The organism is Pantoea sp. PA1 (assembly GCF_056856975.1).
Genome location: NZ_JBXGEE010000002.1, coordinates 183173 through 195834 on the forward strand (window position 1 = coordinate 183173; position 12662 = coordinate 195834).

The 12662-nt window shown below is 63.6% G+C and carries 10 protein-coding genes; 4 read left to right on the top strand and 6 right to left on the bottom strand.

Features of this window, described 5'->3' with window-relative positions:
- Position 1 precedes the first annotated feature (1 nt).
- The 4 genes from dhbA to AC1V0D_RS11675 are packed head-to-tail and all read right to left on the bottom strand — an operon-like array spanning position 2 to position 4435.
- Positions 2 to 760 (bottom strand): 2,3-dihydro-2,3-dihydroxybenzoate dehydrogenase, encoded by a 759-nt coding sequence (dhbA, locus tag AC1V0D_RS11660; protein ID WP_167431932.1) that lies wholly within the window; start codon positions 758 to 760, stop codon positions 2 to 4.
- Entirely contained in the window at positions 757 to 1611 is an 855-nt protein-coding gene (locus AC1V0D_RS11665) for an isochorismatase family protein (protein ID WP_046101079.1), read from the bottom strand. The genes dhbA and AC1V0D_RS11665 overlap by 4 nt, the downstream gene beginning before the upstream one ends.
- Positions 1612 to 1635: 24 nt before the next feature.
- On the bottom strand, positions 1636 to 3246 hold the full coding sequence (locus tag AC1V0D_RS11670; RefSeq protein WP_482907445.1) for a (2,3-dihydroxybenzoyl)adenylate synthase: 1611 nt from the start codon (positions 3244 to 3246) through the stop codon (positions 1636 to 1638).
- 10 nt (positions 3247 to 3256) lie between these two features.
- Complete coding sequence (locus tag AC1V0D_RS11675) at positions 3257 to 4435, bottom strand: isochorismate synthase (protein WP_482907446.1); 1179 nt, start codon at positions 4433 to 4435, stop codon at positions 3257 to 3259.
- Between the two features lie 177 nt (positions 4436 to 4612).
- Between AC1V0D_RS11675 and fepB the strand changes: the two genes are divergently transcribed.
- The 4 genes from fepB (at position 4613) to AC1V0D_RS11695 (ending at position 8433) form a co-directional block, all read left to right on the top strand.
- Positions 4613 to 5587 carry a Fe2+-enterobactin ABC transporter substrate-binding protein gene (gene fepB / locus AC1V0D_RS11680; RefSeq protein ID WP_482907447.1) on the top strand — a complete coding sequence of 325 codons (975 nt, stop codon included), beginning with the start codon at positions 4613 to 4615 and terminating at the stop codon, positions 5585 to 5587.
- Between the two features lie 91 nt (positions 5588 to 5678).
- Positions 5679 to 6665 (top strand): Fe(3+)-siderophore ABC transporter permease, encoded by a 987-nt coding sequence (fepD, locus tag AC1V0D_RS11685; protein WP_154928596.1) that lies wholly within the window; start codon positions 5679 to 5681, stop codon positions 6663 to 6665.
- Positions 6665 to 7645, top strand: coding sequence for an iron-enterobactin ABC transporter permease (gene fepG / locus AC1V0D_RS11690; protein ID WP_482907448.1), 981 nt, complete (start codon positions 6665 to 6667; stop codon positions 7643 to 7645). The genes fepD and fepG overlap by 1 nt, the downstream gene beginning before the upstream one ends.
- Complete coding sequence (locus tag AC1V0D_RS11695) at positions 7642 to 8433, top strand: ATP-binding cassette domain-containing protein (protein WP_482907449.1); 792 nt, start codon at positions 7642 to 7644, stop codon at positions 8431 to 8433. Before fepG ends, AC1V0D_RS11695 begins: the two co-directional genes overlap by 4 nt.
- 28 nt (positions 8434 to 8461) lie before the next feature.
- Here AC1V0D_RS11695 and AC1V0D_RS11700 read toward each other — a convergent pair whose 3' ends face one another.
- Entirely contained in the window at positions 8462 to 12382 is a 3921-nt protein-coding gene (locus tag AC1V0D_RS11700) for an amino acid adenylation domain-containing protein (RefSeq protein WP_482907450.1), read from the bottom strand.
- Positions 12375 to 12596 (bottom strand): MbtH family protein, encoded by a 222-nt coding sequence (locus AC1V0D_RS11705; protein WP_312829986.1) that lies wholly within the window; start codon positions 12594 to 12596, stop codon positions 12375 to 12377. Before AC1V0D_RS11705 ends, AC1V0D_RS11700 begins: the two co-directional genes overlap by 8 nt.
- Positions 12597 to 12662: the final 66 nt, after the last annotated feature.

The following is a 12662-nucleotide window of genomic DNA, read 5'->3' on the forward strand; positions in this document are numbered from 1 at the left end:
TTCAGGCTCCCAGGGTTGCGCCGCCGTCGACCACGATATCCTGCAGGGTCACATGGCTGGCCAGGTCTGATGCGAGAAACAGCACGGTGGCCGCAATTTCCTGCGGCTGCGCGATCTTGCCCAGCGGGATCCCCAGCTTAAACTGATCTGGAAAACCGGCGATCATTTCCTGCTCGCCACCGGGAGTCTGCCACAGGCTGCGCTGCATCGCGGTGTCGGTGGAGCCGGGTGAAACGATGTTACAGCGAACGCCAAAAGGGGCCATTTCCAGCCCCACGGTCAGACAGAGGCTGCGCAGTGCCGCTTTCGATGCGCCGTAGGCCGACATGCCAATTCGCGGCGCGTGCGCCGCATTAGACGCCACGGTGACGATGGCCCCGGCGCGCTGCTGGCGAAAGCGCGGCAGGGTCTGCTGAAACAGGTTAAAGGCGCCGCCCGCGTTGACGTTCAGGCACGCCTGCCAGTCAGCGAAGGAGAGCGCATCAGTGGCGCCGACGCGCAAAATGCCCGCCGCGTTGACCAGCACATCAATTCGCGGTTGCGTTGCCAGCACGTGCTGACAGATCGTTTCTACCTGATCCGGATCGGCCACATCCAGGCGATGACAGCGAAACGGATAATCCTGCCGCGCAAACTGCAGGTCAAAGGCTTCCACCCGCGCGCCTGCCCGATGAAAGGCCAGCGCACTCTGATAACCAATGCCCTGACCGGCTCCGGTTACCCAGACAACGCGACCGCTGAAGTCGAAGGTGTGGCTCATTGAGTGAGCTCCCGCGACAGCAGTGCCCACCAGCCATCGATGCTCGGATTTTTCGCCAGCGTAACAAAGTCGATATCCCGGTGAACCTGACGCCAGCGTGCCGCCAGCGCCATGACGCGCACCGAATCCAGACCATAATCGATCAGGTTTTCATCGTCCTCCGGCACCTCATCATCCTCCAGCAGCGGAAGGACGAGCGCGCGCAGATCCGCTTTGCTGAGAGGGACTGGCATCATATCAGCCGTCATCACCACTTTTCCGCTGCGGCCGGCGGTGTAAGTCAGCGCCATCATATGCTCCTCGCGGCTGAAATCAGCCAGCGCATCGGCCACCATAAACGGCTGAATATCACGCATAAAGGCATCCGTGGCGGTGGTCAGGCAGCCGATATGGGCATAGACGCCCGTGATAATCAGCTGATCGCGGCCCATCTCCTTCAGGATCGCCTCCAGCGGGGAACGATGAAAGGCGCTGTAGCGCCACTTGGTCAGCACCTGGTCGTCCTCGTCGGGGGCCAGCGCCGCCACGATCCTCTGCTGGTCGGGATGCTTATTCAGGCCCGGTCCCCACATATCGTTGAGCAGGGCGCGATCCGCATCGCTCTGCGCCGTCGGCTGGGCGGTGTAAAACACCGGAATACCCTGCGCTTTGCAGTAGCGACGCAGGCGGGCAATATTGCCGACGACCTGCTCAATCAGCGGGCTGTTCTCTCCCCAGAAGCTGAGAAAATAGCGCTGCATATCGTGGATGAGCAGGGCGGCCCGGCCCGGCTCCAGCGCCCATTTCACCCGGTTATTCGGCAACTCGGTGGCTGCGGGCAGTGGATAGGAGGTCAGTTGTGGAATAGTCATAAAAATTCTCCGGACAGATCGGGCTTACGCGTGTTGATCGGCAAGATGCTGGCGCAGACGTTTTTTATCGACCTTGCCGACCGGGGTCAGTGGCAGGGCATCTACGCAGGTAATGCGGTCGGGCAGCTTAAATTCTGCGACGCCCAGCTCACGCAGGTGGCGCCGCAGCGCCGCCGGTTTTACCGGCTGACGGGTGACGATAAACGCGCAGCTTTTTTCACCCAGCAGCGGATCGCTCATGGAGACCAGTGCCGCGTGGATCACATCGGCGTGTTGCAGCAGCAGGTTTTCGATCTCTTCCGCGGCGATCTTCTCGCCACCCCGATTGATCTGATCTTTCTCCCGACCCTGCACGATAAGGTTGCCGTCAGGGGTGATCTCAACCAGGTCACCGGAACAGTAAAAGCCCCGTTCGTCGAAACTGGCGGCGTTGTGTTCCGGACTGTTGTAGTAGCCGCGAAAGGTGTAGGGGCCGCGCGTCATCAGACGACCGGTGGCACCCACGGGCAGAGGATGACCCTGCTCGTCGGCAACCCAGACCTCATCATCCGGGGAGATCGGGCGTCCCTGTGTGGTGAGGATGGTCTGCGGATCATCATCCAGCCGGGTGTAGTTCACCAGTCCTTCGGCCATGCCAAAGACCTGCTGCAGGGTGCAGCCAATCTCATGCTGTATGCGTGCAGCCAGCGTTTCGCCCAGCTTAGCGCCCCCCACCTGCATGCGCTGCAGAGAAGCCAGTGCCGCCTTGCTGTCCGATTCCTGAAGCGCCAGCAGCCAGAGGCTGGCGGCAGGCGGAACCAGGCCGGTATCGGTCACCTGATGTTTTTCAATCAGGGGAAAGCAGGCTGTCGCGCTGGGATCGGCGGCTAAAATAACCTGTCCCCCCGCGTAAAAGACGCCCAGCGCGCCCGGCGAACTCAGCGGGAAGTTGTGGGCGGCGGGCAGGGCGATGAGATAACGGGTGTCGGCGGTGACGCCACAGATCGCGTCACTTTCACGGATGCTGTAGTAGTAGTCGTTATGGGTGCGCGGAATCAGTTTTGGCGTGCCGGTACTGCCGCCAGAGAGCTGGAAAAAGGCTACCTCGTCACCCGCGGTCGGCGTGGCCATAAACGCACCGGCCGGTTCGGCCAGCAGCGCTTCAAGGCTCTGTTCCGGCGGTGAGGCATGGCGCAGGATCACCTGTTGCAGTGAAGGGTGATCGCGGCAGAGCTGCGCAATAAAAGCGTCATCGGCAAACAGCGGATGCGTGCGGTCAGCAATCACCAGGCGGGGCGAAATCTGGCTGGCGTAGGCGGTCAGTTCGGTGCGCTGATGGCTGAACAGGGCATTCACCGGCGCAACACCGAGTTTAAACAGAGCAAACAGTGTCAGATAAAATTCGGCCACGTTGCCCAGCTGCACCAGCGCCGTATCACCCCGTTTCAGGCCACGCCGCTGTAACGCCGCCGCCAGGTTGTCACTCAGTGCCGCCAGCTGGCGGTAGGTCAACCGCCTGTCATCCTCAATCACTGCCACGCTATCGTTGTCGCGGTGGCGATCCAGTATGTCGGTCATCGGCAGGTCGAGCCAGTAGCCTTTTTCACGGTAACGGGCGGTCAGGTCGTCCGGCCAGCGGCTGTAGGAGATCGTCATGCAGGTTCCTTTATTGCAATCCAAAAGCGCGAAGCAGGGTGTCGAGTTTGACGCCGGTTTCACGCCACTCTGCTTCAGGTTGTGAGTCCGTCACGATGCCCGCACCGGCAAACAGCCGTACCCGCGACCCCTTCACCGTGCCGCAGCGAATGGTGACGACCCATTCGCCATTGCCCCGGTCGTCACACCAGCCGACGATGCCGCCAAACAGCTGACGCTCAAACGGCTCAAGGCGCTGGATCAGGGCCTGCGCACGCTGATGCGGAAAGCCGCTGAGCGCCGGCGTCGGATGCAGCAGGCAGGCGAGGGAGAGTGCATTTTCGCGCTCGTCCAGCACTTCGCCTCGGATCTGCGTGGCGAGATGCCAGAGGGTGGCCGTGGTCAGCAGAGAGGGTGTTTCAGGCACCGACAGCAATCGGCTGCGCGGCTGCAGGGTGGCGCGCATCGCATCCGTCACCAGCTGATGTTCATGTCGATCCTTCGCCGACTGCATCAGGCTGTCGCCGGAGGCCCGATCGCGTTGCGGATCGTGGCTGCGTGCGGCCGAGCCGGCCAGGGGACAGGAGCTGAACAGGCGACCCTGTTTTCGAATCAGTAGTTCCGGGCTGGCTCCCACCAGCGCGCCGCCGCCGGGCAGGGGCAGATGAAAGTGATAGCTGCCGGGATTCTGCACCACGATGCGCTGCATCAGAGCAGCCGTATCAACCGGCTGTTCAGCCACGATCTCCATCAGCCGCGACAGCACCACTTTCTCCAGGTCGCCCCGGCGCGTGGCGGCAACGGCCTGCGCCACCATGTCGGTAAAGCGCGCCTGATCCGGCAACGCCGTACGGCGACGAATCATGGGCAGATCGGCGTCTGCCAGTGAGGCCCGGGCGATCAGATCGTCACGGTTAAAGCGCTGCCAGGACTCCGGGATAAACAGCGCGGCGGGCTGCGCCACGTCAAAGGGGATGGCACCTGCCACGATGGGGTGCGCAATGCCCTGCTTTCTGGCCGAGGTAAAGTGGTGCTGAAGCTGCTGCTGAAAATCCCCTGTCAGCTGTTCACCCTGTCTGACTGGCGTGGTCAGCGTTGTAAAGCAGCCCTGTGTGGTGAGGCTTTGCCAGGGCGAGGTAAACAGGAAACCCTGGCAGAGTGCCGCAAAATCGTGCAACAGGGGATGTTCAAATGCGCGTGATTCGGCCATACTTTTCACCCGGAAATGATAAGATAACTAATAATGATTATCATTTGTATTATTGAGCGTTAAGCTACGTGGATTGGCCGGATCTGTCAATCCATATGCGGCGCTTCGGCTGCTGCTCCGGGTCAGATCAGCATAAACAGCCGCCGACCTTATCTGAACGAGTGTGGAAAATAACGTATGAATAAACAGAGGGTTAGCAGGGCGATCGTGCTGTTTTTTCTGAGCAGCCTGCTCAGTATCAGCGCGGTGGCCGGGACGGGCTGGCCGCGCACCATTACCGGGGCCAGTGGCGATCTTACCCTGACGCAGGCACCGACCCGAATCGTCTCAACCAGCGTGACCCTGACCGGATCGCTGCTGGCCATTAATGCGCCGGTGGTCGCCAGCGGGGCCACCGCCCCCGGCAGTCGCCTGGCGGATGAGCAGGGCTATTTCCGGCAGTGGGGCGCGGTGGCGAAACAGCGCGGCGTGAAGCGTCTCTACATTGGCGAACCCCGTGCAGAAGCGATTGCTGCCGAAGCGCCGGATCTGATTGTGGTCAGCGCCACCGGTAACGATTCAGCCATCAGGCTGGTCGATCAGCTTGCGGCGATTGCGCCGGTGCTGGTGGTCAATTATGACGATAAAAGCTGGCAACAGCTGGTGACGCTGCTGGGCAAGGCGACGGGGCATGAGGCGGATGCGGCCGCACGGATAAACGCTTTTGAGGCACGCGAAAAGGCGCTGAAGGCGAAGCTGACGCTGCCGCCGCAGCCGGTTTCCGCGATGGTCTGGAACGGGGACGGGCGGGCCGTGAACCTGTGGACGGCAGCGTCAGCGCAGGCCAGGTTACTGCAGCAGCTGGGCTTCACGCTGGCGACGCCGCCCGCCAGCCTTCACGCTGGTCACAGTATGGGAACGCGCAAAGATATTCTTCAGCTGTCAGGTGAAAATCTGGCGGCAGGCCTGAATGGTCAGACTTACCTGCTGTTTGCCGCCGACGACAACACCACTGCACAGGTGATGAGCAACCCTTTCCTGGCGCAGACCCCGGCAGTAAAAAGCAGGGCGGTCTATGCACTGGGGCTGGATAGCTTCCGCCTCGACTACTACAGCGCCAGCAATCTGCTGACGCGGCTGGAGACGCTGTTTGTTAACGGTCGTGGCGTCTGAGAGACGGGATAACCTGCAGAAATGATGAGGCTTATCGGTCGCTTAATCGCATGGGTTTCTCTGTGACTTTTCTGGTGAAGGCTTAAACGTTATGCGTCAATGTCGCGCAATAGCAGGTTCAGGGATGCTGCTGTTGCTACTTTTCGCGCTCAGTCTGATGCTGGGCGCCAAATCCATTCCCCTCCATGAGGTCACTCAGGCCCTGTTCACCGACTGCACCCGCGTCGATTGTGTCATCGTGCGTGACGCCCGGCTGCCGCGCACCCTGGCGGGGGTGCTGGCCGGATGCAGCCTGGGACTGGCGGGTGCGCTGATGCAGAGCCTGACGCGAAATCCTCTGGCCGATCCCGGCATTCTGGGGGTTAACGCCGGTGCGGGTTTTGCGGTCGTACTGGGGATCGCCCTGACCGGCGCAGACTCCCCGGCTGACTGGCTGGGCTTCGCCTTTGCCGGTGCACTGCTGGCCTCTCTGCTGGTGGCGCTGACCGGCGCCGTGGGCGGCGGTCGGGTCAGTCCGGTGCGCCTGACTTTGGCGGGGGTAGCGCTGGGTGCGGTGCTGGAGGGATTAACGTCCGGGCTGTCGCTGCTCAACCCTGATATCTACGATCACCTGCGTTTCTGGCACAGCGGCTCGCTGGATATCCGCAGTTTCGCCATTCTGCGCGCCACCTTGCCGGCCGTCGCTGTCGGCAGCGTGCTGGCACTGTTGCTGGCACGTTCACTGAACAGCCTGAGCATGGGCGGTGATATGGCGACCGCACTGGGCACCCGCGTGGTGCGAACGCAGCTGACGGGCCTGCTGGCGATTGCGCTGCTGAGCGGCGCGGCGACGGCCGCCGTCGGCCCCATCGCCTTTGTCGGCTTAATGACGCCACACCTGGCACGCTGGCTGCTGGGCAACGACCATCGCTGGCTGCTGCCGGGAACCCTTGTGATGACCCCCTGCCTGCTGCTGGCCGCCGACATCCTGGGACGGCTGCTGGTGCCGGGCGAGCTGCGCGTGTCGATTGTGACCGCCATTCTCGGTGCGCCGATGCTGATTGTGCTGGTTCGCCGCCGGCCGGGAAGAGGGCTGTAATGAAACGCATCATAATCAATGCGCTTTTACTGCTGGTGGCCTGCGGCATCCTGGCGTTTATGGGGCTGACACACGGCACCCCCTCCCTCTCTCTGCAGCAGTTGTGGACGCTCTTCAGCGGGGAGGCGGCGCGCAATGTTCAGCTGATTGTGCTGGAGTGGCGGCTGCCGCGCGTCACGATGGCGCTGCTGCTGGGGGCCGCGCTGGGCGTCAGTGGCGCGATTTTTCAGTCACTGCTGCGTAACCCGCTGGGCAGCCCCGATATTCTCGGTTTCAACACCGGGGCATACAGCGGGGTGCTGGTCGCGCTGGTGCTGTTTCAGCAAAACATGGCGGGCCTGACGCTGGCCGCACTGGCGGGCGGGCTGCTTACAGCGGCGGTGGTCTGGCTGTTCAGCTGGCGCAACGGCGTGGAGACCTTTCGTCTGATTATCGTCGGCATCAGCGTGCGGGCGCTGCTGATGGCGCTCAACAGCTGGCTGATTATCAGCGCCTCCCTGGAGGCGGCACTGAGCGCCGGGCTCTGGAGCGCCGGTTCACTTAACGGCATCACCTGGGCGAAGACGCTTCCCGTGACGGTTGTGCTGCTGCTGGCGCTGCTGGCAACGGGAATGCTGGCCCGGCGCATGCGTCTGCTGGAGATGGGCGATGACACCGCCTGCGCCTTAGGGGTTCCGGTGGAACGCAGCCGCGTCATGCTGATGCTGACAGGCGTGATCCTGACTGCGGCCTCAACCGCGCTGGCCGGGCCTCTCTCTTTTATTGCGCTGCTGGCGCCGCAGATTGCACGGCGTCTCTGCGGAGGCGTCAAAGGCGCACTGCCGCTGGCTGCGCTGTGCGGTGCGCTGCTGTTAATCGCCGCAGACTACGCCGCACAGCACCTTTTCCTGCCTTATCAGCTGCCGGTCGGTGTCATTACCGTCAGCCTGGGCGGACTCTATCTGATTGCTCTGCTGATACGGGAGACGCGACGCCAGTGAAAGAGAAAACACGTTTGCAGGGTAAGGCGCTGACGCTGGGTTACGACAAAAAGATCGTGGCGGAGCATCTCTCGGTCGCGATCCCCGACGGTGAACTGACCGTCATTATCGGGCCTAACGCCTGCGGGAAATCGACACTGCTGCGCACCCTGAGTCGGCTGGTGACGCCGCTGCAGGGCGAGGTGCTGCTGGATGGTCAGACGATCGCCCGGTATGCCACCAAAGAGGTGGCGCGGCGGCTGGGGCTGCTGCCGCAAAGTTCCAGTGCGCCCGCGGGCATCAGCGTCAGTGAACTGGTGGCACGCGGACGTTATCCGCACCAGACGCTGTTCGGACGCTGGCGACAGGAAGATGAGGCGGCGGTGCAGCAGGCGATGCAGGCCACCGGGGTGGCCGATCTGGCCGCCCAGCCGGTGGATACGCTCTCTGGCGGTCAGCGGCAGCGGGTCTGGATCGCGATGGTGCTGGCGCAGGAAACTCCGTTACTGCTGCTCGATGAACCCACCACCTGGCTGGATATTACACATCAGATTGAGCTGCTGGAGCTGATGCAGGATCTCAATCAGCAGCATGGCCGCACGCTGGTGGTGGTGCTGCACGATCTTAATCAGGCGTGCCGTTACGCCAGCCACCTGATTGCGATGCGTGACGGAAAAATCATCGCCGAAGGGAAACCGGCGGAGATTGTGACGCCAGCGCTGATTGAAGCGATCTACGGCCTGCGCTGCGTCATCATCCGCGATCCGGTAGCCGGCACCCCGATGATTGTGCCGTGCGGAAGAGGCTGACCGGCACCCTCTCCGCAGGAGAAGGCGGCTACGGATACAGCGACGCCAGCATCTGCTGCAGGCGGGGACCAATCTGTTCAAACAGGCGGGGTGAGACGATCTCTACGTGGGCACAGTCCAGCGGCCAGATCGTCAGACCGCCGAGGTAAGGTGCCCAGGCGCGACGTGCATCCTGACCGGGCTGCTGCGTCTGTTGCGCCAGAAACAGCGTCGCCTGTCCGCTGAAACGGGCACTGCGCGCCGTGGCCAGCAGCCGCACGGAACGGGCGTAATTGCGCTCAATGGTGGTGAACAGCGCCTCCATACCTTCACCCGCCTGCTGACGCTGCGTCGCGATAAACTGCTCGCGCTCGCGGTTAACCTCCTCCAGCACCACCGGATCCAGCACGTTCTCGCCGCGCCGTGCATCCCAGTTTTGCGTTTCCGGCGGCCAGGTGTCGAGCAGCCCGAGGAAGGCAACGGTTTCGCCTTCCGCTTCCAGCCGCGCGGCAATCCCCTGTGCCAGCGTGCCGCCCAGCGAGTAACCCAGGAAATAGTAAGGCCCCTGAGGCTGCTGCTGTCGCACCGTCGCCAGATGGGCATCACACACCGCATCGAGATGCTGCGCCTGGCTGAGCGGGCTGGTGAGGTCGGGTGACTGAATGCCCAGCAGCGACCAGCGCGGGTCCAGATAACGCGTTAATGCGCTGAACTGCCAGGCAAAACCGGAGGCGGGATGGAAACAGAACAGCGTCGGGCCCGTGCTGCGCCGCAGCGGCAATACCGTCTCAAACCCGGCGCGGGCCGCCCCGGCAGAGGGGCCGCTGAGCAGAGCCGCCAGTTGTTCCACCGTAGGGGCCACCATAATCTGCCCCACCGACACCGGCTGATCCAGCGTCCGGCGCAGCTGCGCCGCCAGCCGCATCGCCAGTAGCGAATGCCCTCCCAGCAAGAAAAAGTCATCCTGTGCGCTGACCGACTCGCGCTCCAGCAGCGAAGCAAACGCCTGAGCCAGCGTGCTTTCCAGTCCGGGGCAGGGCGCGCGCCCGGCGATTCTGGCCTGGGTCTGTGGCAGCGGCAGGGCTTTACGATCGAGCTTGCCGTTGCTGCTGAGCGGCAGGCTTGCCAGCTGAACAATCGCCACCGGCACCATGTGCGCGGGCAGCCGGGTGGCCAGCCTCTGGCGCAGGGCGTCCGCGTCAATCGTCTCATTGGCGACGACATAACCGACCAGCTGTCGGGCATCACCCTGCAGATCGCCACTGCCACCCAGCACGGCCGCGTGCGTCACCGCCTGCTCAATGCCCGGCAGGGCGGCCATCGCCAGATCGATCTCATTCAGCTCAATGCGCTGTCCGCGAATTTTAAGCTGATCGTCACTGCGGCCCAGATACTCCACTGCGCCATCCGGCAGCCAGCGTGCCACGTCGCCGGTGCGGTACATCCGGGTGCCGTCACCCCAGGGATCGGCCACAAAGCGGCTGGCCGTGAGGTCGGGACGATCCAGATAGCCGTGCGCCAGCTGGACGCCGGTCAGCCAGAGATCGCCGGCAATGCCCGGCGGCATCGGCTGCAGACGGGCATCCAGGATCCGCAGGCCGGTGTTCCAGACCGGGAAGCCAATCGGTACGCTGGCGCCTTGAACGGCGGCCAGCTCTGCGCCGGAGGCCGGATAGTAGCTGACATCCACCGCCGCTTCGGTCGGGCCATAGAGGTTATGCAGCGGCACCCCGGTCAGCGTCTGCCACTGACGCGACAGCGCGGCGGGCAGTGCTTCACCGCTGCAGAAGACCCGACGCAGGGTGGCGCAGCAGGCTGCCGCCGCCGCCTCCTGCAGCGCAGCGACAAAGGCGGCCAGCATCGATGGAACAAAGTGGGTGGTGGTCACGCGGTAGCGGGCAAACAGCTGCCTCAGCGCCTCCGGGTCGCGGTGCGCATCGGGCGGCGCCATCACCAGCTGCGCACCGGCGATCAGGGGCCAGAAGAACTCCCAGACGGAGACATCAAAGCTGCCCGGCGTCTTCTGTAACACCACATCCTCCTGACCCAGCGGATAGCGATCCTGCATCCATAACAGGCGGTTGACGATCGCGGCGTGACTGACCAGCACGCCCTTTGGCCGCCCGGTTGAGCCGGAGGTGTAGATGAGGTACGCGCCGTCCTGCGGGGAGGGCACCTGCGACGGCATCGCCTCAGCGGGGGTTAACAGCGTGTCGTAAAACAGCGGTGTGACCGGCGAGAGCGCCGCCAGCCGGTCAGCCAGTTCACGGCGGGTGATCAGCGCTTTCGGCGTGGCGTCTGCCAGCATCATCTTTAATCGGTCGTCGGGATACCCGGTGTCGAGCGGCAGCCAGGTGGCCCCCACGCTGACGATCGCCTGCAGCGCCAGCGATAAAAACACGGAGCGCGGCAGCGCCACGGCGACAATATCTCCCCGCGCCACACCCCGGGCGATCAGCTGCTGTCCCAGCGCGGCGACCTGCTGCTGCATCTGCTGATAGCTGAGCTGATGCGACGCATCGGCCAGCGCCGGCGCCTGCGGCGTTCGTTCAGCCTGCTGCAGCAGCAGGCTGCTCAGCGTGGCCGGGGGAAGCGTCACGGCGGTCTGATTGATCGCCGCCAGCTGCCGGTGCTCGTCCGGCATCAGCATATCCAGCTCGCCACAGGCGCGCGCGGGCTGGCTGGCGAGCTGGAAGAGCAGCCGATCAAAACGGCGGGCATGCTGCTGCACCAGGGCGTCACTGTAGCGCTGCGCGTTAGCCAGCAGCGTCAGCGTCAGGTCGCCCTGATCGTTCAGATAGATAGCCATCTCCAGATCGCGAACCGGGCCGGACGCCAGCTGATGGGTGATGCCCGCTGTACCGGCGAAATCGAGCTGGTAGTCGAACATCTTCAGGTTAATCACCGGCCCGTAAAGCGGATCGCTGTCGCCGTGACGACCCAGATCGCGCTGCACCTGCTCTGCGTCATAGCGCTGATGACGACGCATTTTTCTGACTTCACCCGCCAGCCGGGCCGCCAGAGCTGCCAGCGGCTGGGCCGGATCGTAATGCACTGCCAGAGGCAGCACGTTGATCACCGGACCGGTGGCGCAGAGCGCCGCCGAGCCGATGCGGCGCATAAAGATGAAACCGGCGGCAAAATCGTTCTGACCGGTCAGACGCGCCAGCCACAGCGCCACCAGCGCCACGGCCGTATCTGCCGCGCTGAGGTTCTGCTGCCCGGTGTGCTCAAGCAGCTTCTGAAAGGCGCTTCGATCCACCGTGATGCTGTGACGCCGCAGATCCGTGCTGGCGTGCTGACCGGCCAGCGGCAGCGGGGAGAGAGAGGCGGGGGCAGGTAACGCTGCGCCTTTCTCCAGCCAGAAGTGGCGGTCGCGCTGCCAGGCTGCCGATTGCTGATAGCGCTGATACTCCTCAACCACCTCGCTGAACGGCACAAACGGCGTCGGCGGCGGCGTGTCGCCGCGCTGCCAGGCGCTATAGAGATCGGCGATACGGCGGGTCAGGGCGGTAAAGCTGAAACCATCCACCACCAGATGATGGTAGCGCTGATACCAGTACCACTGCTCCTCACCCAGTCGCAGCAGGCTGTGATGGCAGAGCGGCGCACCGCTCAGCACCCGCAGATCGCCCGACAAATCCTCCTGCATCCGCGCCCGCGCGGCGGCGTGCGGATCGACGGCGGCGCGCAGATCGATCACCTCGGGTAAGCGGAAATGCTGCGCGACAGGCCACTGCAGCGGCTCGCCGTCCCGCTCGCCAAAGGCCATGTTCAGGGTGTCCGCCTCCTGCATGCCCGCCACGATAGCGCGGGAGAGCAGCGCGCTGTCCAGTGCGCCCCGCAGTTCCACAAAATGTGCCACGGCGTAGGCATTGCTATAGGGCGAGAGCTGGTCAGCGATCCAGATACCGGGCTGGGCAGCCACCAGCGGCAGCGTTTTCTGTGGTGTCAGGGAGAGTTCAGACATGATCGCTCCGGCTGGCTTCTGCGGTGACGGGGCGGATATTGTGCCAGTGTTCATTCAGCCACGTCAGGCAGTGTGCCTGTGGCGCGGGGCCCCATACCGGCTGCCACCCGGCCGGGATCGCACAAAAGGTGGGCCATAAGCTGTATTGCTGCCGATCGTTCTTCAGTACCAGACACGCCTGCTGCGGGTCGTCAAAAGGGTGAGGTTGTTGCATATCAGTCTCCTGACCACCATCGCGGGGCGCGCTGACGTCCCGATTCTGCCCGTGGCACCCTGCAGT